Origin of the sequence: Yinghuangia sp. ASG 101 (genome assembly GCF_021165735.1) — a bacterium.
In the GTDB taxonomy this organism is placed as follows: Bacteria; Actinomycetota; Actinomycetes; order Streptomycetales; family Streptomycetaceae; genus Yinghuangia.
The window spans coordinates 1,636,553-1,656,087 of the sequence record NZ_CP088911.1; the positions used below are offsets into that span (position 1 = coordinate 1,636,553).

15 protein-coding genes and 1 pseudogene are annotated in these 19,535 nt (G+C 73.0%); 6 read left to right on the forward strand and 10 right to left on the reverse strand.

The window, feature by feature from the left end; translation table 11 throughout:
* Positions 1-110: 110 nt before the first annotated feature.
* The gene (locus LO772_RS06720; protein ID WP_231777452.1) at positions 111-1,124 is read left to right on the forward strand and encodes a hypothetical protein; all 1,014 of its coding nucleotides are present in this window, start codon (positions 111-113) and stop codon (positions 1,122-1,124) included.
* Positions 1,125-1,519: 395 nt separating this feature from the next.
* On the opposite strand, the pseudogene LO772_RS06725 reads toward LO772_RS06720, so the two are convergent.
* Together LO772_RS06725 and LO772_RS06730 are read right to left on the reverse strand one after the other, a co-directional pair.
* Positions 1,520-2,122: pseudogene (locus LO772_RS06725) on the reverse strand (HdeD family acid-resistance protein); the annotation flags it as partial.
* A 489-nt stretch (positions 2,123-2,611) separates the two neighbouring features.
* Positions 2,612-4,417 (reverse strand): AMP-binding protein, encoded by a 1,806-nt coding sequence (locus tag LO772_RS06730; RefSeq protein WP_231777453.1) that lies wholly within the window; start codon positions 4,415-4,417, stop codon positions 2,612-2,614.
* A gap of 579 nt (positions 4,418-4,996) precedes the next feature.
* Here LO772_RS06730 and LO772_RS06735 point away from each other — a divergent pair.
* The 3 genes from LO772_RS06735 to LO772_RS06745 all read left to right on the forward strand — a co-directional run bounded on the left by LO772_RS06735 (position 4,997) and on the right by LO772_RS06745 (position 8,631).
* The gene (locus LO772_RS06735) at positions 4,997-6,229 is read left to right on the forward strand and encodes an acyl-CoA dehydrogenase family protein (protein ID WP_231777454.1); all 1,233 of its coding nucleotides are present in this window, start codon (positions 4,997-4,999) and stop codon (positions 6,227-6,229) included.
* Positions 6,226-7,368, forward strand: a complete 1,143-nt coding sequence (locus tag LO772_RS06740) for an acyl-CoA dehydrogenase family protein (RefSeq protein ID WP_231777455.1) — start codon at positions 6,226-6,228, stop codon at positions 7,366-7,368. The genes LO772_RS06735 and LO772_RS06740 overlap by 4 nt, the downstream gene beginning before the upstream one ends.
* Before the next feature lie 966 nt (positions 7,369-8,334).
* Positions 8,335-8,631 (forward strand): DUF6343 family protein, encoded by a 297-nt coding sequence (locus tag LO772_RS06745; RefSeq protein ID WP_269453166.1) that lies wholly within the window; start codon positions 8,335-8,337, stop codon positions 8,629-8,631.
* Positions 8,632-8,833: 202 nt separating this feature from the next.
* Here the strand turns inward: LO772_RS06745 and LO772_RS06750 are convergent, their stop codons facing one another.
* The 5 genes from LO772_RS06750 to LO772_RS06770 form a co-directional block, all read right to left on the reverse strand.
* Positions 8,834-9,007 carry a hypothetical protein gene (locus LO772_RS06750; RefSeq protein WP_231777457.1) on the reverse strand — a complete coding sequence of 58 codons (174 nt, stop codon included), beginning with the start codon at positions 9,005-9,007 and terminating at the stop codon, positions 8,834-8,836.
* A gap of 132 nt (positions 9,008-9,139) precedes the next feature.
* On the reverse strand, positions 9,140-10,504 hold the full coding sequence (locus LO772_RS06755; RefSeq protein WP_231777458.1) for an ABC transporter ATP-binding protein: 1,365 nt from the start codon (positions 10,502-10,504) through the stop codon (positions 9,140-9,142).
* Positions 10,501-11,253, reverse strand: coding sequence for an ABC transporter ATP-binding protein (locus LO772_RS06760; protein WP_231777459.1), 753 nt, complete (start codon positions 11,251-11,253; stop codon positions 10,501-10,503). Before LO772_RS06760 ends, LO772_RS06755 begins: the two co-directional genes overlap by 4 nt.
* Positions 11,243-13,462: an ABC transporter permease gene (locus LO772_RS06765; protein WP_231777460.1), complete on the reverse strand. Its 2,220-nt coding sequence runs from the start codon at positions 13,460-13,462 to the stop codon at positions 11,243-11,245. Before LO772_RS06765 ends, LO772_RS06760 begins: the two co-directional genes overlap by 11 nt.
* Before the next feature lie 45 nt (positions 13,463-13,507).
* Positions 13,508-14,932 (reverse strand): ABC transporter substrate-binding protein, encoded by a 1,425-nt coding sequence (locus LO772_RS06770; protein ID WP_231777461.1) that lies wholly within the window; start codon positions 14,930-14,932, stop codon positions 13,508-13,510.
* 336 nt (positions 14,933-15,268) lie between these two features.
* Here LO772_RS06770 and LO772_RS06775 point away from each other — a divergent pair, with 336 nt between their 5' ends.
* Complete coding sequence (locus LO772_RS06775; RefSeq protein WP_231777462.1) at positions 15,269-15,988, forward strand: spermidine synthase; 720 nt, start codon at positions 15,269-15,271, stop codon at positions 15,986-15,988.
* A 105-nt stretch (positions 15,989-16,093) separates the two neighbouring features.
* Entirely contained in the window at positions 16,094-16,840 is a 747-nt protein-coding gene (locus tag LO772_RS06780; protein WP_231777463.1) for a Mut7-C ubiquitin/RNAse domain-containing protein, read from the forward strand.
* Positions 16,841-17,008: 168 nt separating this feature from the next.
* On the opposite strand, the gene LO772_RS06785 is transcribed toward LO772_RS06780, so the two are convergent.
* The 3 genes from LO772_RS06785 to LO772_RS06795 form a co-directional block, all read right to left on the reverse strand.
* A complete protein-coding gene (locus LO772_RS06785; RefSeq protein WP_231777464.1) occupies positions 17,009-17,533 on the reverse strand; it encodes a hypothetical protein in 525 nt (174 codons plus the stop codon).
* Positions 17,534-17,707: 174 nt separating this feature from the next.
* Positions 17,708-18,487, reverse strand: coding sequence for a response regulator (locus LO772_RS06790; RefSeq protein WP_231777465.1), 780 nt, complete (start codon positions 18,485-18,487; stop codon positions 17,708-17,710).
* The gene (locus LO772_RS06795; RefSeq protein ID WP_231777466.1) at positions 18,484-19,446 is read right to left on the reverse strand and encodes a HAMP domain-containing sensor histidine kinase; all 963 of its coding nucleotides are present in this window, start codon (positions 19,444-19,446) and stop codon (positions 18,484-18,486) included. Before LO772_RS06795 ends, LO772_RS06790 begins: the two co-directional genes overlap by 4 nt.
* Positions 19,447-19,535: the final 89 nt, after the last annotated feature.

The window sequence follows — 19,535 nt, forward strand, 5'->3', positions numbered from 1 at the left end:
CTCGATCCCCGCGAAAATTCCCCGCCCGCCGCCGGGCGGTCGACCGGATTTGACGGATGGCGGCCAACGAGGGGTCCTGGGGTGGCCGTGTCGGTATAGCGTCACATCCCATGACGATCCATCAGCATCCGGACCCCGTCAGCCCGACCCTGCACGCATTACTGCAACGCGGCCACGGCCGAGGGGCGTTGCGTGCCACGCCCCAGGATGCCGAGCTGGTTTTCGACTGCGTGGCGCACGACCGGCGCATCGACTGGCAGGTCGAGCAACGGGCCGTCTACTTCGCCCGGTTGATCCGCGACCTGGGGCTTCCGGTGCGGCCGGTGGCCGAGATGCTGTACGCGCACGACTCCGTGGACGCCCCGGACGTCGTCGGCGTCGGCGTCGGCGCCGACGACAAAACGGCCCAAGTCTCCTACGACAGCGACGACTTCGCCGCGTTCTGCCTCGCCCTGGATGTCCTGAGCGCGCTGGGTTCCGGCGGATCCGCGGAAGCCGTCCGGGCGTTGCGGGACTTCGTGCACAGCGGAGAGCGCTGGGTCGAGGCACTGGAGGACATCGCCGCCGACTGGCCGCGCGAGCTGTGGGACGACCTCGCCGACGTCGCCCGCGCCCGGGCCCGCGAGATCGGCCCCGGCGGCGTCTGCGGCACCGTCTCCCCATGGCGGGAATGGCGCGCGGAACACCCGTGGGTCGACGAACTCCTCCGCGCGATCGGCCGCCCCGACGCCGCCGCGCACCCCGCCGAGACCGCGGCTGCGTCGCCCCCGCTCGGCCCGGCCCAGGCGCGCGTCACGCTGCCGCCTCTCGACCCCGACGGCGACGAGTCGGACTCCGACCACACCACCCGGCTGCGCGGCCTGTGGCTCACCGTCCCCCACTCCCCCGCCCGCGCGCACGTGCTGCGCTCCCTCCTGGCCCGACACGGCAACGAACGACCGGACTGGCTGGCCGAGTTCGTGCACGAGTCCCTGTGGGACAGCGAAGACGAGGTCCGCCTCCTCGGCGTTCGCCACGCGAACCTGGACACCCCCGGAACCCGCACCCGGGTCGCCGCACTCGCCGACGACCCGGTCGAGGACGAACCGGTCCGGGCCGCGGCACGGCGACGGCTGGGGAGATGAGGGGCCGAGGCCGCGAGCCCACAGGCCTCGGATCCGCGCGACGGGCGCGTGTGAGCGCGTGTGAGCGCACCAGTGTCCCCGCGCCGGCGCGTGCTCGGTGCCACGACGGACGCGTCGTCGACGGGCGTCCGCGCTCCGCCGGGCCCGTGCCGTCCTCGCCTGCCCGTTCAGCCCGACTTCTTCGGGCGCCCGCCCCGGCCGAAGAGTCGGCGCCGGGCGGTCGTGCCGTCGTCCGCGATCCACTCGGTGGTCGACGGGTCGCGGCGGCGGTCGGCTTCCCCGGGGCCGTCGCGCCAGGCCGCGCCGCCGGCGAGTTCCTCCGATTCGGCCTCCACGTCGCCGTCGGTCGGGGGTCGCGCGGCGGCCGGGTCCACAACGGCACCGGCCTCGGCGTCGGCGGAGCGGACCATGCCGACGATGCGGCGGCCCGTGATGCCCAGGCTGATCATACTCAGGCCGTCGAACAACAGTGCGAGCGAGATGAAGCCGCCGATGGCGTACCGGCTGCTGCTCGGCCACTCCGCGAGGACCAGGATCCCGAGGCCGAGGTCGATCACACCGACCACGATCGTCCACGTCATACGCGCCGACATGCTCGCGACGCCGCCGACGACGCGGAACAGCCCGGCGGTCAGCAGCAGGAACGCGACGAACAGCGTCAGCGCGGAGGCCGCGACCTCGGGACGGCGCAGCAGCACCACACCGGCCGAGATGTTGAGGGCGGCGACCGCGACGCTCAGCCAGAACGCGCCGGCCTCCTTGCGCGACTGGATCGCCTGGAAGAGGCCCACGGCGCCGCCGACGAGCAGCAGCCACGCGAACAACACCATCGTGGTGATGGTCGCGACACCCACGTATACGAGGCCCACGACGCCGCCGACGACGAGGATCGCGCCCAGGAAGACCAGGAATCCGAACCCGAAGCCGCCTTTGCCCTGAGCCGCCTCGGGCCCCGCCGCCCCGGCGTGCCGGGGCCCGGCACCGCTTTTCCCGCCCATGGCCGTCGCTCCTCGACTCGCTCCGCGACCCGGCCGACACACCCGCCGCGGCCGAGCCCGACACACCCCCGACGGGGGCACCGGACGACCGGGTCCCTGCGCCAGGCGTTTACCCGGTAAACGAGTGACTACCCGGCGGCCACCCCACGACCGAACGGCCCGCCCGGCCGGGAGGCCGCTGTCCGCCCCGGGGCCGGAACCGCCACCCCGGAGGTCGCCGACGCCCTCCGTGACCGCCGCCCGGTACCGGACGCCTCTCCCTGCGACGTCGATGCGTGTCGGCGCTTGGGGCCCGCCGCGTTCCCCGGCCGTCGCCCGTCCTCGCCCCCGCCGGGAGACCGACGTCGGCCCCGAACCCGGAACCACCGCCCCCGGAAGCCGCGGACGCTCTCCGTGGCTGCCGCCGCGGCATTCGCATGTGCGTCGGCGACGCGGCCCCGTCGTGTCCTCCGAAGGTCTCCGCGCCGCCTCCGGCGCGCGCGGAGCGCGTCAGCGGGCCGGGCCCGGCGGCAGCGCGGCGGGGGTGTGCGTGCCGTTGGGGTGGGAGGGCGGCAGGGCCGCGCGGGGGATGGGGGTGGGGACGCGGGTCGGGACGTGGTGTTGCTCCACGATCGGGCCGGAGAGGTCGGGGAGGCCCAGGAAGTGTCGGCGCAGCCGGTGCTTCTCGACGCGGTGGTTGAGGGTGCGCGGCATGCGGACGACGACGCGGATGTGAGCCGGTCGCATGTACGGCGGGAGCGATTGCAGGCACCACGCGTGCAGCGCGTCGGGGTCGACGAACCGGCCGTGGTCGGGCTCGGCGTACAGCACGATGTCGTCGTCCGCCCGGCCGGGCACCGGCACGCCGAAGACCGCGCAGACCGCGATGTCCGGGTGCTGGTTGACGAGGTCTTCGATGTGGTAGGCGGAGATGTTCTCGCCGCGCATGCGGATCCGGTCCTGGACGCGGTCCACGAAGTGCAGCAGTCCGTCGTCGGCGTCCCGGACGACGGCGTCGCCGGTGTGCAGCCACAGATTGCGCGTCGCCTCGGCGGTCGTGATGGGGTCGCCCACGTACTCCTGGACGACGAGCCCCGGCAGGTGCGGGCGGACCGCGAGCTGCCCGACGGTGCCGTCCGGAACCCGCCGGTCGTACTCGTCGAGCACCGCGACGTCCAGGAACGGCAGCGGGGCGCCGAGGATGCCCCGGCGCGGTACGTCCTCCCCCCGGACGACGGGCACGCGGTAGTGCGAGCAGACGCGCGTGACCTCCTCGCGGTTCAGCCCGCGCCGCAGTGCCCGCGGCGTACCGGCCCCGCGCGGGAGTTCGTCGACGACCGCGGCGACGGGCACGCCCGCCTCGATCTGGGCGTACGACGCGATCACGAAGTCGACGCCGAACCGCCGCGCGAACTCCGCGTGGGTGGGCGGCAGCGGGTGCAGCCACACGCGGGCGAGGGGGTTGTCGGCGTCCTCGGGGCGCTCGGGCGCGTTCATGAGCCACGGCACGGCGATGTCGGACAGCACCGCGGTGCTCGCGCCCGTCGCGGTCACGCGGCCCCAGAACTCGCCGGGGTGGAAGCGGTCCCACAAGGTGACGGTGGCACCGGTCCACGCGGCGCGCGCGACGCCGCCGAACGCCCCGAACGCGGAGTGCAGGGGCAGGTCGTTGTAGACGACGTCGTCGGCGGTGGTCAGCCGGCGCGCCAGGAAGCTGAACTGCGCGACCCAGCGGTGGCAGAGCACGACGGCCTTGGGGCGCCCGGTGTTGCCGGGAGTGTGCAGGATCGCGGCGACGTCGTCGGCCCCGGCGCCCGTCTGCGGCGGCAGCGCGCGGGCCAGGAAGCGGGCATACGGGATCTCCGGGAAGCCGTGCGGCGGCGGCATGCCGACCGAGTCGTGCACGGTGATCCGCGGCGCGTACGGGAGGTGGCGGCGGACCAGTTCGAGCGCGGCCAGCCCGCCGCGCTCGGTGACGACGAGCGTGGCGCCGATGCCGGCGACCTGGTCGAGGAGGGCCTCCCCGGCGAGGTCGGGGTCGATCGGGCAGAAGACCGCGCCGGCCTTCCAGATGCCGAACATCCACAGCGCCGCCGCATACGGGCTGCGGCAGTGCACGGCCACGCGGTCGCCGTGCCGGACCCCGATCGCGTCGAGATTTCCCGCGATGGTGTCGGTCGCGCGGCGGGCCTCGGCGTAACTGAGGTCGAGACCGTGCTCGCCGTAGTGGATGAACACCCGCAAGGGTGTGCGCACCGACCACGCGTCGAGAGCCTCGGTCACCGGCTCGCCGTCGGCGGCCAGCTCGGCGGCCAACGTTTCAAGGTGGACGGCTCCACCGCCCGGGCCCGTGCTGGGAGTCGTCACTGTTTTCCTCACGGCGCGCGGCCCCGGCTCGTGGGCGAAGCCGCGCGGGATCGGTGTACCTCGTCGGATCGGCGTGCCGCTGCCATGCGCAGTGGTCAGGGAGCGTAGCGCGTCACGCGGCCGAGCGGGTGAGATCACCGCGGACGGCCGACCGCACCGTCGCGCCCGCGGCGCGGGACCGTCCCGTTGGGCCGACTTGTCGCCTGACCAGGCGTCAATTCCATCCGCCGGGTTGGCCGGTGGACGAAGCGGCAGGCCGGTGGCCGCCCACAAGGCGGGGCGCGGATCACGCGACGGCCTTCCGCTTCGGCGGGCGGGTACCTAGCATCGGCCCTGCGCACCGCTGTTGACCTACGGTCAGTAAGTCGGCGGCGGGGCGTGCCGGAAGCCGCCGTGCGGGGGCCGGCCGTTCGCCGACCGGTGTCGGCGCGCGGCGGCTCGGGCACGGCAACTCGGCGTCCGGCAACGGGACATCGGCGTCCGGATCGCACCCTGATCCGGCGACCGAGACGAAGGAGGCGCAACACCTTGCCTGACACCCCGCCCGACACCCCGCCCGACACCTTGGGCCCCACCGGCGTCACCGCGGACGACATCCGCGCCCGCGTCGGCGGTCTGGTGGCCGCCCACGATCCGGCCACCACCGATCCGGTCGAATTCCTCGGCCACCGCTTCGACGCGGGCCTGGCGTGGGTGCATTTCCCGCCCGGCCGCGGCGGGCTCGGCGCGCCGCGTGCGCTCCAGCACGTCGCGGAGCAGGAGTTGGCCGCCGCGGGAGCGCCGCCGCCGAACAACCTGCGCAACCCCCTCGGCCTGGGCATGGCGGCACCGACCATCGCCGTCCACGGGACCGACGAGCAGCGCACGCGGCTGCTGCGCCCGCTGTGGACCGGCGCGGAGGTGTGGTGCCAGCTGTTCAGCGAACCGGGCGCGGGATCGGACCTCGCCGGGCTGGCGACGCGCGCGGTCCGCGACGGCGACGCGTGGATCGTCACTGGGCAGAAGGTGTGGACGTCGTTCGCGCACAAGGCCCGCTGGGCCATGCTCCTCGCCCGGACCGACCCCGACCTGCCCAAACACCAGGGCCTGACGTACTTCTTCGTGGACATGACCCTGCCGGGCGTCGAGGTGCGCCCGCTGCGGCAGGCGACCGGGCAGGCCGAGTTCAACGAGGTGTTCCTGACCGACGTGCGCGTGCCCGACACGATGCGCGTCGACGAGCCCGGCAACGGCTGGGCGGTCTCGAACACGACGCTGATGAACGAGCGCGTCGCGATCGGCGCCGCGGAGGCCCCGCGCGAGGCCGGCGCGATCGGCGCGGTCGCCGCGCTGTGGCGCGAACGCCCCGATCTGCGCACGCCGGGCCTGCACGACCGAGTGGTGCGGGCATGGGTGGACGCCGAGGTCGCGCGGCTCGCCAACGAACGCATCAGGCAGCAGCTCGCGGCGGGCAAGCCGGGACCGGAGGGGTCCGCGGCGAAGATGTCGTACGCCCGCATCAACCAGGACACGACGCGGCTGTGGCTGGAATTGGCCGCCGAGGAGGGGCTGGCGTACGACGACTGGGAGATGCGGCGCATCGAACTCGGCGGTACGGAGGGCGAACGCGCCCCGGGGTACTACTACCTGCGTGCCAAAGGCAATTCGATCGAAGGGGGCACGACCGAGATCCTGCGCGGCGTGATCGCCGACCGCGTGCTGGAACTCCCGCGGGAACCACGCAACGACACCAAGCTCCCGTGGATGGAGATCCCCCGATGACCGAAATCCCCTCGCTCCTCTACACGGACATCGAGGACGACCTGCGCGCCGCCCTGCGGGGGCTGCTCGCGGACCGGTGCGCGTGGTCCGACGTGCTGGCCCGGATCGACGGCGACGAGCCGTACGACGACGCGCTGTGGAAGGCCGTCGCGGTCGAACTCGGCCTCGCGGGGCTGCTCGTGCCCGAATCACTCGGCGGAGCCGGCGCCACCGCACGGGAGTCGGCCGTCGCGATGGAGGAACTGGGCCGCGCCGTCGCGCCGGTGCCCTACCTCGCGAGCGCGGTGCTCGCCACCGCCGCACTGCTCGCGGCTCCCGAGGGGACGGTACGCGACGACGCCCTGCGCGCGCTCGCCTCCGGGGCACGGACGGCGACGCTCGCGGTACCGGCGACCACATGGCCGGGCAGCGGGTTCCCCGACGCGCTCGGGGGAACACCCCACGGCGACGGGCGCGTTCGCTTGCGCGGCACGGTGACCGCCGTACCGGCCGCCGACCGGGCCGATGTCCTCGTGCTGCCCGTCGTCGTCGACGGCGCGCCGTGCCTCGCGGTCGCGGACGCCTCAGCGGAGGGCGTCTCCCGGTCGCGCACCACGACACTCGACGCGACCCGGCCCGTGGGGACCGTCGTCCTCGACGACGTCACGGCGACCGCCATCGCCGCCGCGGGACCCGCCGAGGAGGCCCTTCGCCGGGCTCTCACCGTCGGCGCGGCGCTACTCGCGTCGGAGCAACTGGCGGTCGCGGAACGGGCGTTGGAGGAGACCGTCGGCTACCTGAAGGTCCGCCACCAGTTCGGCCGCCCGATCGGCTCCTACCAGGCGCTGCGCCACCGCGCCGCCGACCTGTGGGCCGACATCGCCGCGGCCCGCGCGGCGGCCCGCTACGCCGCGGCGGCCGTCGCCGAGGAATCCCCCGACGCGGCCGTGGCGGCATCGCTCGCCCAGGCGTTCTGCGGCGACGTCGCGGTGCACGCGGCCGAGGAATGCGTACAAATGCACGGCGGCATCGGCTTCACCTGGGAACACCCCGCCCACCTCTACCTCAAACGCGCGATGAGCACCAACCTGCTCCTGGGAACCCCGGACCGACACCGCGGACATTTGGCCACCCTGGTGGGCCTGCCACCGACACCGTGAGGCACGCCTCTGCGGGCACGGCACAGACACCGGGACGTGCCCGCGGGGGGCGTGGGGCGGTGTGCCCGTGGGGGTCCGCGGGGGCTGCGGGGCCGTGCCCCCCCGAGGGCGTGCGGGAGGGTATTGGGCGCCCCCTGGTGGTTTGCCACCGACACCATGAGGCCCGTCCCCGCGCGGGCACGGCACGGTCTCCGGGGGGCCTGCCCGCGGGGGCCCGCGGTGCCTGTGCCTGTGTGTGGAGCGGGCGCGCCTGCTCGCGAGGCCCGGACCGGCGCCCTGGGCCGACCGACAACGCTGATGGATCGGCGACGGCCGGTGAACCGGCCGTCGCCCCCTGGTGCGCGTTCCCACGGGCACAGCACCCACCGGCGGGCCGTGCTCTCGGGGCGTGCCGGTCCCTCCGGCCCCGGCCCCGGCCCCGCGCCGAGGCGAGCCGGCGACGGCGGTGGGTCTGCCACCGCTACGGTGACGGGACCAGCCCGGGCACGACGCGACGGGACGGGTGCCGGCTCCTGGGCCCGGGACCGGGCGCCCGTGAGGCCCATCCCCACGGGTGGGCATGGCGCGATCGCCGAGACGTACTCGCGGGGTGTGGCAGCCCGAGTCGAACATGCGGGGCGAACGCGGTGGTGTCTACGTCATATCGTGTGGTCAGGGTTCGGTTGGGGCCTTCCGCGGCACTTTCGAGGCCCGGCGAACGTTCCCGAGGTAAGGAAGGGTCGGGCGGGAGCGGGTCGGGTCGAGAGCACGGGTCGCGGGCACGGCCCCGGGCGAGAAAAATCGTGGTCAAGTGAACCGGTCGCGCGCACGGGTCGCGGCACAGGCCCAGGCGCGAGAAGAACGCTGGTCGAATGAACCGGTCGCGCGTACGGCCTGACGAGTACGGCCTCGCGAGCACGGCCCGGAGCGTGAGGAAGCGTCGGAGAACGCGGACGTACGCGCGCGCGGATGGGGTAGCCGCAGGCCATGCCGAGGATCCCCCGGTCCCAGCGTCGCGGGACCGAACCAAACGATGCGGTGACCGACCTCCCCCTGCGCCGGGCCCTGTCCCGATGGGCGCTGATCGCGGGTCTCATCGCCGCCGTGCTGTGCGCGTGGGGGGCGGCGACGGCTGCCGAGCACCGCGGGGTGTGGATCTTCGCGGCGGCGGTGTCCGCGGCGACCGCGCTGGTGGCGGCGGTGGACCTGACCATCGTCCGCAGGCGCATGCGCGAGGTCCGGCCCGGTCCCGACCGGCACACCGGACCGACACCCCCCCGGTAAGCGCGCGAACCGCCCAGGCGCGCCGACTCGGCCCACCGCACCGCCCGACCCGGAGGCCCGCTCCCCGCGGCAACCGACCGCGGGCCCACCGCGGGCGCCAACCCACCGCCCGTCACCGCTCTCACGCCGACAACGCAACCGTCACCACCGGCTCACCGCGCCTCCGCCCACCGCGTCAGCACCCGCTCACGCGTCACCGCTCTCACGCCAGCATCGCGATGACCATCACCACCGCGCTCACCAGCAGTGCCGCCAACGCGATCAGCACGGTGACCAGGAGCCACGCCATCGGGTCGCGGTGTGGTGTGGACTCGGGGGCGTCGGGGTTGGTCCCGGGTGCCTCCGCAGGTCCGTTGGTCACGGGGTTCTCACTCACCGGTTCGCCCCTCCCACGTACGGTCGCACCGATCCGGTGCCCGCCAAGCCTGGCACCGGGCGGGGCGTCCGTGCATCGGTCCTGCGAAGGAATCCGTCGCGGGCGCGTACGGCAGGCGCATGAGGTCCGGCGTCAGCGGGGCGGTGGCTGGGGGCCGGTTTGTTGCTGCGTCGCGATGAGCCGCGCGATCCAGAAGCGGAGGAATCCGGACAGCGAGTAGCGCAGGAACAGGGCCATGCCCGCGATCGAGATCGGGATGCCGCACAGCGCCGCGACGATGGCGTCGCGCTGTGTCAGGGGCAGGCGCGTGCTGTGGGACATGATGTACGCGCCGATCCCGGTGCCGATCCCGGCGACCATCAGGGCCACGCCGAGCCACATCAGCTGCTTGTCGAGGGTGTTCGACGCGGGCTTGATGTGCAGGCCGGCGACCTCGGCCGTCAGGGCCTCCGTACGCTCCCCCGCCCCGCCCGAAGGCACTTCGGCCTCGGGGGCGGCCTTGGTGCCCTCCGGGGCGGTGGGCGGAACACCGGCGGTGTTCGTGCTCATGGGTTCACCTCGTGTCTCGGGTGCCGTCCGGGATGGTGCGACGGGTGGTGCTACGGGTGGCGCCTCGGGGGGTGCCTCGCCCGGTGTGGCGCGTCGTGCCGCGCCCGGTGCCTCGTCCGGTGCCTCGTCCGGTGCGGCGGGCCGCACCGCGCCGACCGAGGCGGGCCCGGCGCCGGCCGGTGTGCTCGCGCGCTCGGGCGCCGTCTCGCCGGCCCCGAGGTACGCGCTGTGCAGGCCCGCCGCGACGGCCTCGGGCGTGCCGACCTCGGTGATGCGTCCGCCGGTCATGACCGCCGCGAGGTCGGCGACGCCGAGCGCGGTCTGGGCGAACTGTTCGACGAGGAGCACGGTCACGCCGCCGGCGGCGATGTCGGTGACGGTCTCGAACAGTTGCTCGACGACGAGCGGTGCGAGCCCCATCGACAGTTCGTCGACGAGGAGCACCGCGGGGTCGGTGGCGATGGCCCGCGCCATGGCGAGCATCTGCTGTTCGCCGCCCGACATCGTCCCGGCGGGCTGGCGGCGCCGTTCCCGGAGCCGGGGGAAGATCGGGAAGACGCGCTCCTCGACCGCCGCGCGGGACACGCCGCGGTGGGTGGCCATCCACAGGTTCTCGGCGACGGTCAGGTTCGGGAAGACCCCCCGGCCCTCGGGGATGCTGCACAGTCCGAGCCGGGCCAGGTCGACGGGGGACGCGCCGGTGACGCGGCGGCCCGCGAGCCAGACGTCGCCGGCGGTCGGCCGCATCATGCCGGACGCGATCTGGAGCATCGTGGTCTTGCCCGCCCCGTTGGGTCCGAGGACGGCGACGACCGCGCCGGCCGGCACCGCGAGGTCGATGCCGTGCAGCACTTCGACTTGCTCGTACGCGGCTCGCACGCCGCGCAGTTCGAGTACGGGCGGCTGCGACGCCCGTGCCGCCGCGGGGAGTTCGATCGTCTCGGTCACCGCGTCGCCCCCAAGGCCTCGTCGGACGCTTCCGGTTCGCCCAGGTACGCGGCCCGCACGCGGGCGTCGGCCTGGATCTCGGCGCAGGTGCCCTGGGCGAGTTTCCGGCCGAAGTCGAGTACGTGCAGTTCGTCGCACACCGACATGACCAGGTCCATGTCGTGTTCCACCAGCAGTACGGCGGCTCCCTCGGCGGCCACTTCGCGCAGCACGCGGGAGAACTCCGCGGTCTCGGACTCGTCCTGCCCCGAGGCGGGTTCGTCGAGCAGCAGCAGGCGCGGGCGGCAGGCGAGCGCGCGGGCGAGTTCGACCATGCGGCCCTGCCCGGTGGGCAGCGAGTCGGCGCGGACGTCGGCGATCGGCACGAGGCCGAGGCGTTCGATGAGTTCGCCGGTGGTCCTGCCCGCGCTCTCCGCCGTCGGGTGCCGCAGCCGGTACTGCGCGGCGGCCACGTGGATGTTGTCGCGTACCGTCAACGACCCGAAGAGTTCCAGGCGTTGGAAGGTCCGGGCCATGCCGCGCCGGGCGCGCTTGTAGGGCGCGAGCCTGCCGACGTCGCGGCCGTCGAGGGTGACGGTTCCCGAACTCGCGGCCTGGAGGCCGGTGATGACGTTGAACATGGTGGTCTTGCCGGCTCCGTTGGGCCCGATGAGCCCGGTGACGAGGCCGTTCTGCGCGTGCAGGCTGACGTTGTCGAGGGCGACGTGCCCGCCGAACCGCACGGTGACGCCGGTGACTTCAAGACCCATGGCGGCCTCCGGGGAGGGCGGGGGCGGCGACCGGGAGGGCGGTGGACGCGGGCAGGCCCAGCTCCCGGTCGAGCGCCGCGATGTCGGCGGGGGTGAACGGCTTGTCGGCGCCGAGGTGTTCGGGTGGCGCGGTCATGCCCTCGGGCAGGTCGGAGGTGCCGTCGCCCCGGTCCGCGGCGGCCCGCGTGTCGAGGCCGCGTGAGACCGACGAGACGCCGACCACCGCGACGGCGATCACGATGAGCATGCCGTAGTTGCCGAGGAGTTCGGCTTCCCGGGCGAGGTACGCCAGGACCACGAGCGCGCTCGCTCCGGCCAGGACGTAGGGGTGCCGCAGCGCCGGATCCCACTTGGGCCGCAGCTGCGCGGCGATCATGCCGTTGGGGTTGCGGCCCAGCGCGATGCCGTTGAGGCCGATGAGGATCGTGGTCAGCTGCGTCCAGTCGGGGAACAGGTTGGTCATGAGCGGCGTGCCGAGCAGGACGGCGCCGAACAGGGCCGCGCCGGGGGCCGTCAGACCGGCGATGACCATCGCCATCAGGATCGAAAGCCCCGCGAAGAACTCGAAGTTGGTGGCGCTGACCGAGCGCACCGCCCCCGCGTACACGCCGCCGCCGATTCCGGCGACGGCGGCCGAGGTGGCGAACACCGAGAGTGTGGTGAGCTTGTGGTTCATGCCGAGTGTCGCGCACGCGGCCGGGCTGTCCTTGAGGGCGAGCAGGCGCCGGCCGAACTCGCCGCGGCGGATGGCGATCACGAGCAGGCTGCACAATGCGAACATGACGGCGCCGAAGACGAAGTAGGCGCGGTCGCCGTCGATGTCGACCAGCGGGAGGTCGAACCGTTCCGCCTGGAGGGTGCCGCTCTTGAAGACCTGGAAGTCGTGGTCCCCCCAGGTCCATTGGGGCAGTTGGAAGATCCAGCGGTCCAGGGCGACGGCGAACGCCGCGGTGGCGAGCGCCAGATAGATGCCGGACAGGCGGAGCGCCGGCAGCGCGACGACCGCCCCGATGACCGCGCAGATCAGCGCCGCCCACAGCAGGGCCAGCGGGTTGCCGCCGCCGCCGAGATGGCCGACCGTGACCGCGCCGATTCCGGCGAAACTCAGCTGGCACAGGGAGAGTTGGCCGGCGTATCCGATGAGGGGGATCATCGAGAGGCCGATGATGCCGAAGCCCCACATCTGGGTGCTGCCGAACAGGTCGGTGCGCGAGAGGGTGCGCGCCGCCACGATCGCGCCGAAGACGACCGCGACCGCGAAGAACGCGCCGCCGCGCCAGGTCGGCACGCGGGAGAACTCCCGGGTGCGGCTCGCGCTGTGGCCGCGCAGTTGCGACTGCGGCAGGAGCAGCAGCGCGATGAACAGCACGACTACCGGGACGACCGAGATGAACCCGGCGAGGTAGGGGGCGCCTTGGTCCCACTTGGGGATGTAGTTGGTCGCGTACGCCCCGGCCACGCCGATGACCAGCGCCCCGACGAATGTCATCGGCAGGCTGCGCAGCCGCCCGATGACCGCGGCGGCGTACGCGTTGACGATGAGGAGGGTCAGCGGCAGCGGGCTCAGCGACAGCTTGGGCGCGACGAGGATACCGGCCAGTGCGGCGAGGCTGGTGCCGATCGCCCACGCGAGCATGCCCGCCGCCTCGGGCCGGGAGCCGTTGAGCACCGAGAGCGGGCGGTCGTCGACGGTCGCCCGCATCGCGACGCCGATGCGCGTCCTGGTCAGCAGCACCCACAGCCCGACCGCGACGGCGAGGGCGACGCCGAGCGTGGTGAGGTCGCTGTAGGGGATGTTGACGCCGCCGATCTTCAGCACGTGGCCGCGGAAGAACGGCTGGACGGTGCGGTTCTTGTTGGGGTCCCAGATCCATGAGACCGCCGCGACGAGCGCGAGGAGGATCGCGACCGTGACCATGAGCCGTGTCGCCTGCGACGTTCCCTCCAGGCGGCGCATGATCACCAGGTGCAGCAGGATGCCGAACGCGGGCGCGAACACCAGCAGGCACGTCACGAGCGCGAGCCAGACGGGCCAGCCCCAGCCGTAGTGCGTCTGCCAGTAGAGGAACGCCGCGAACATCCCGGTCGCGCCGTGCGCGAAGTTGAAGATGCCCGTGGTGGTGTACGTGAGGGTCAGGCCCCCGGCGGTGATCGCGTAGATCCCGCCGGTGGCCAGCCCGATGATCGTGAAGGTGATGAACTCTTGCACGCGCCCTCCGTGGGGCCCTGGCCGGCGAAGCCGCCGCCGCTCGGATCAGGAGTAGGTCCGGTCGAGCTTGACCACGTTGTCGGGCGAGCAGCTGAAGATCGTGTCGGTGTCGGGCTTGGTGGTCTCCTCGTCGTAGTCGAAGACGCCCTTGGCCGGATCGAGCTTCAGCATCGTGTAGCAGCGGGTGTTGGTCATCTTGTCCGGTGTGGCGGGGTCGCTGGGTGCGAAGAGTCCGCCGGCCGTCCAGCCGGTGCGCTGGGCCTTCTCCAGGACGCAGTCGACGGTGAGGTCGGCACCGCAGTCCCGTACGGCGGCGGCCCACAGGAGCCAGGCGTTGAGGCCGGAGTAGTGGAAGTACTCCAGGCGGGCGTCCTTGTCCTTGGTGTGCAGGAGGTCGACGGCGAGCTTCGCGGCCGGTTTCCGGTCGGCCAGTTCCTGCGGCCAGAACGGCGTGTAGATGTAGAAGGGCGGCATGTCGGCGTCTTTGGCGGTCTGGATGTTGAAGTGGTTGTACGACGACATCTCCGAGACGACCGCCAGCGGCTCCCAGCCCGAGTTGTTCATCTCCTGGACGAACGGGGTGGCGTTGATGGAGAACGCGCCCGCGCTGAACAGGATCTTGACGTCGGCGGCCTTCATGGACTCGACGATCGTGCGCCACTCCTGCCCCATCGGGGCGGCGAGTTGCTTGCTGACGACGGTGCCGCCCGCCTTCTCGACGGAGGCCTCGTACCGGTCCGCGATGGCTCCGAGCGCGCCGAGGTTCTGGCCGAGGACGCCGACCTTGTCCTTCGCCTCGGGGAATTTCTCGAACAGGGCCTTGAGCGGGCCGACGATGCCTTCGTCGGCGGTGGTGCCGCCCGGCTGGACCTGGAGCGGCGCCTTGAGGGCCTCGGTGGTGACGACGTAGGCGGGCACCGCGCCCAGCTTGCAGCCGAGCCGCGGGCCGACGGTCGTGTTGTCGAGCGGGTTGCCGCCGCCGACGTGCATGAAGTCGGTCTGGCAGGCCTCGGTGATCTTGGTGGCGGCCTGGGTGAGCATGCCGTCCCGCTTGGTCACCGAGATCTTGCGGCCGTTGATGCCGCCCGCGTCGTTGCACCACTTGGTGAACGCGTCGGCGATGTCGAAGAACTCCTGGCCCAGGCCCGGCTGGATCTGGTTGCCCGGGTCGCCCATCGTCGTCACCTTGATCTCGGTGTCGGTGACGCCGCGGACCTGCTTCCCGGTCGGCTGGAAGTCGGCGGGGCGCGGCCCGCACAGGCCCTTGAGGTCACCGAAGTCCCCGGGGGCGCCGGTGCCTTGGGCGCCCGGGTCGGCGCCCGTCGGCTGCACGGCGACGCCGCCTCCCCCTTCACCGCCTTCCGCGACCCGCATGTCCCCCGACCGGCCGCAGGCCGCGACGAAGACGAGCGGCACGACCATGCCCAGTGCCCATCGCCGCGCCGCACGCCTTGCGGAATATGACGCCATCTGCCCTCCCGACACTTTTGTCCGCTGACCGGACGCAAGGTGTCCTGGTCGGCTTTCGTGGTGCAAGTGGTGCGTGTGCAAGTCGTGCGCGTGCCCGCGGTGCGCCGTGCCGTCGTCCGCGTCGCCGCGGCGCCGCCGCCCGCGCCGATGCGGGCGAGGAACGGCGGTATGGTCCGGATGACCCCGGCGAGACGCAGTCCGGAAGTGCCATCAGACAATGGACCATGGAGCGATGGCCGGGACATTAACCGCGACGTCATGAGGGTGCAAGAGGCGTCGTCCGGGCATTGCGTGCCGGTCGCATAACGGTCGGGAGCATCGGGAGAGGACAGCGATATGCCGGTGAAGCGAGAAGACGACATTGCCACGACCGTCGTCGACCGCGTCACGACGGAGAACGGCGAACTCGTCCTGCGGTGCGTCGGTTCGCATTTCGAGATCATCAGCAACGGCACGTTTCTGATGGACACGCGCGACGGTCAGTCCGAACGCCTGCTCGTGGACGCCGCGGTCGACGCGGCGGCCGACGCGGCGGGCGCCGCCGGTCTGCGCGTCCTGATCGGCGGCCTCGGCGTCGGGTTCTCCCTCGGCGCTGCGGTCGCGCGCCCCGAGGTCGGCCACATCGTGGTCGTCGAGCGCGAACTGCCCGTCATCACCTGGCAGTCCGGCCCGCTCGCGCCGTTCTCCGACCACGCGCCGCACGATCCCCGCGTCGAGATCCGCCACACCGACCTGGTCGCGTGGGTGCACGCGGCGGCCGACGACGCGGCCGGGGAAGTCCCGTCCGGGGCCGAGCGGTTCGACGTGCTCTGCCTCGACATCGACAACGGCCCCGACTGGACGGTCACGTCGTCGAACGACTCCCTCTACGGCGACGCGGGCCTGCGCGCCCTGCGCCGACGGCTGCGGCCCGGCGGGGTGCTCGCGGTGTGGAGCGCGGCGGCCAGCCCCGCGTTCGCGGCGCGGTTGGCGGCGGTGTTCGACGACGTGCGGGCCGAGGAGGTGCCGGTACGTGTGCCGCGCGGCGTCCCGGACGTCGTCTATCTGGCCCGCTGACACCGGCACGCGGCGCGCGGAGGCCGTACGAGGCGGCGGGCGGCGGCGGACGCCCGCGGCGAATAATCCGCGCACCGCGGCCGTCGCCGGTGCCATGCTGGCGGCATGTCCGGATCAGACGCTCCCGACCCGTCCACCGTCACGCTGACCCTCGCGGACGACCTCCACCTGTTCCTCCCGCCCCGGCTCCGCGCCGGGCGCGTGACCGCGGCGATCGCCGACGAGTCGACGCTCGGCCACCTCGTCGAATCGGCGGGCGTACCGCTCCCCGAGGTGGGTCGGCTGGTCGTCGACGGGGCCGAGACCCCCGCGTCGTACCGCCCGGTCGGCGGCGAGGCGGTGGAGGTGTACGCGGTGCACCGGCCGCAGCCGGTCCCCGGCGGCGCCGAGCCGGCGTTCCTGCTCGACGTGCACCTGGGCACGCTGGCCCGCCGCATGCGCCTGCTGGGCCTGGACACCGCGTACCACAACGACTGCGACGACCCCGTCCTCGTCGAGCAGGCCAACGCCGAGCACCGGGTGCTCCTCACGCAGGACCGCGGCCTGCTGCGGCGCCGCAACCTGTGGTTCGGCGCCTACGTGCGCGGTGTCCGGCCGGACGCCCAACTCGACGACCTGCTGCGGCGGTTCGCCCCGCGCCTGCGTCCGTGGACGCGCTGCACCTCGTGCAACGGCCACCTGACGGCGGCCACCAAGGACTCCGTCGCCGCGGACGTCGAGCCGGGCACGCTGGCCGCGTTCGAGAACTTCGCGCGCTGCGACGAGTGCGCGCGCGTCTACTGGCACGGGTCGCACGGCGGGCGGCTCGACGAGATCGTCGACACCGCGCTGCGCACGGTCGCGCAGGTCTGACGGACGCCCGCGGGATGCGCGGACACCCGGGCCGCCCTCCCGGGCCGCGCTCCCGGGCCGCACGACCGGGCCGCACGACCGGGCCGCACGACCGGGCCGCACGACCGGGCCGATCAGCAGCGCCCGCCACCGGGCCCGCGGCACGGCATCAAAAATCCTGACGCACCGTCACTCCGGAACGGTCCGGGCGCCGCCGGTGCCGTGGACCGGAATGCTGTACTCGGTCACCGGCGGCGCGCAGTAGATCGTCAGATCGCAGGCGACCTGCACGGCCTCCGCGGGCGAATGCCCCAAGTGGAGTGCCGCGCGGGCGTATTCCCACCCCGAGCCGATCGCGGTGTAGTCCGCGTACAGCACATCGAAGTCCGAGTCGATCTCGAACAATTTGCCGTCGAACCCGAAAAGGAACGACGAGTTGGCCTCGAACCCGCTCATCTTGCGCTTCGACCACTCGATGTACTCGGCGTAGAACTCCAGCACATCGCGCTCGTCGGAGCTGGCCGGCGTGTGCGTGTCGAGGAACAGCCGCATGAGATTGACGTCGCGCAGATGGCCGGACCCGCCGAACACCAGCGCGTCGCCGACCTTGTAGAGCTTCGTGCCCTCGGTCTTGGCCTGATGTCCCAGCGTCACCTGCGAGTCCGCGGCGACGACGATGCGCTCCTCGACGATCCTGCCCGCTATGACGGTCATACCCGAGCCCCCCGTCCTGCCTGAAACACCCGGCGCAGACCTCCCAGCATCCCAGATCCCGCGCGGTCGAACAGCACCGGCCGTCCGAACACCCCGGTCCGCCGCCCCGGTTGCCCCCGCGACGCGGGGGCGTGACCCCGTCTCCCGCCCTGCCGACCCAGGCGGGAGACGGGGTCACGGCTCGATGAGCCCGGCGCGGATCGCGTACCGGGTCAGTTCGAGGCGGTCCTTGAGGCCGAGCTTCTGGAGGAGGTTGGCGCGGTGCCGCTCGACGGTCTTGGCGCTGATGACGAGGATGTCGGCGATCTCCTTGGAGGAGTGGCCCTCCGCGACGAGTTTGAGGATCTCCTCCTCGCGGTCGGTGATCGCGCGCCGGGGCAGCGGGTCGCCCTGCCGGATGCGGTCGAGGTAGCCGCGGACGAGGGCGGTGACCGCGCCGGGGTAGATGAACGGTTCTCCGCGCATGGCCGCGTGGCAGGCCTCCACGAGATCGCGGTCCGCGACGGACTTGAGCACGTAGCCGCTCGCGCCGACCCGCAGGGCCTCGAAGAAGTACTGCTCGTTGTCGTACATCGTCAGGAACAGGATGCGCAGTTCGGGGCGCAGCCGGGACAGTTCGCGGGCGGCCTGGAGGCCGGTCATGCGGGGCATGGCGATGTCGAGGACGGCGAGGTCGATGTCCTCGCTGCGGGCGAGCGCGACGGCTTCGGCGCCGTCGTCGGCCTCGGCGGCGACCCGGAGGTCAGGCTCGCTGTCGAGGATCAGGCGGACCCCGCGGCGCACCAGGGCGTGGTCGTCGGCCAGCAGGATGCGGGTGGTCGCACGCGGCCGGGCCGGGTCGGCCGGGCCGCCGGTGCCGTGCCATCCGCCGGGCCCGGACGGTGCCTTGGGCGCGCCCGCGGCGCCGTGGCGTTCCGCCGTGTCGGCCTCGTACGGCCGCGTCGGCTCGTTCATGCTCCTCCCTCCGTGTGGGCCGGCACCCGCAGGCGCACGTCGGTGCCGCCCGACGCTCCCGGGCCGATGGTCAGTTCCGCGCCGATCAGGAGCGCGCGCTCGCGCATGCCCCGGATGCCCGCGCCCTCCGCGGCGCCCTGTAGGCCGAGTCCGTTGTCGTGGATGGCCAGTTCGACGCCGTCCGCGTCCTTGTGCGGGGCGGCGTTCAGGTGCATGACCGCGCGGTCGGCGCCGGAGTGGCGGGCGGCGTTCGTCAGCCCTTCCTGGGCGACGCGGTAGAGCACGACTTCGGTCTCCGGGGCGAGGGGTGGCAGTTGCGGGCCGATCCGGACCTGTACCGCGAGGGCGGGGGTGCCGATCTCGCCGGCGAGCGCCCGGAGCGCGCTGACGAGGCCCAGTTCCTCCAGGACGCCGGGGCGCAGTCTGCGGGCGATGCGGCGGATCTCGTCGAGGCCGTCGCGGGTCGTCTCCTGGGCCATGTGGAGGTCGTCCCGCAGCGAGTCGGGGGCGTGGTTGGCGGTGTGTTTGAGCTGGAGGAGCACGGCGGTGAGGGTCTGCCCGACTTCGTCGTGGAGTTCCTGCGCGATCCGGCGGCGTTCGGACTCCTGGCCGGAAAGGACGTAGGCACTGGTGGCGGCGCGTTCGGTTTCGAGGCGTTCGAGCATCGTGTTGTACGTCGTGATCAGGTCGGCGATCTCCCCCGGGCCGGTGACGCGGACGCGGGCGCCGGGGTGCAGCAGGTCGGCGGTGGTCATGGCCCGGGCGAGGCGTTCGAGCGGGGAGAGCGACATGCGCAGGATGACCGCGTTGATGACGAGCATCCCGACGAGCCCGGGGATGAGCACCATCGCCTCGCTCAGGCGCACGGGCGACGACACCGTGACCGGGCCGAAGAGCAGGACCGCCGCGACGACCAGGACGGCGCCGTTCAGCAGGAAGATCCGCCAGAACAGCGTCACTTTCTCGCTTCTCTCGCTTCTCTCGGTATCTCCCGCTGTCGGCTGTTTGTGTGCCTCCCGCGCGGCTCTCCCCACACATTCCCCGTCCA

Excerpts from the sequence above, each read along its gene's own strand:
- LO772_RS06720 (WP_231777452.1), top strand. The coding sequence starts at position 111 with ATGACGATCCATCAGCATCCGGACCCCGTCAGCCCGACCCTGCACGCA.
- LO772_RS06740 (WP_231777455.1), top strand. The coding sequence starts at position 6,226 with ATGACCGAAATCCCCTCGCTCCTCTACACGGACATCGAGGACGACCTG.
- LO772_RS06745 (WP_269453166.1), top strand. The coding sequence starts at position 8,335 with ATGCCGAGGATCCCCCGGTCCCAGCGTCGCGGGACCGAACCAAACGAT.
- LO772_RS06760 (WP_231777459.1), bottom strand. The coding sequence starts at position 11,253 with ATGGGTCTTGAAGTCACCGGCGTCACCGTGCGGTTCGGCGGGCACGTC.
- LO772_RS06770 (WP_231777461.1), bottom strand. The coding sequence starts at position 14,932 with ATGGCGTCATATTCCGCAAGGCGTGCGGCGCGGCGATGGGCACTGGGC.
- LO772_RS06775 (WP_231777462.1), top strand. The coding sequence starts at position 15,269 with ATGCCGGTGAAGCGAGAAGACGACATTGCCACGACCGTCGTCGACCGC.
- LO772_RS06780 (WP_231777463.1), top strand. The coding sequence starts at position 16,094 with ATGTCCGGATCAGACGCTCCCGACCCGTCCACCGTCACGCTGACCCTC.
- LO772_RS06785 (WP_231777464.1), bottom strand. The coding sequence starts at position 17,533 with ATGACCGTCATAGCGGGCAGGATCGTCGAGGAGCGCATCGTCGTCGCC.
- LO772_RS06790 (WP_231777465.1), bottom strand. The coding sequence starts at position 18,487 with ATGAACGAGCCGACGCGGCCGTACGAGGCCGACACGGCGGAACGCCAC.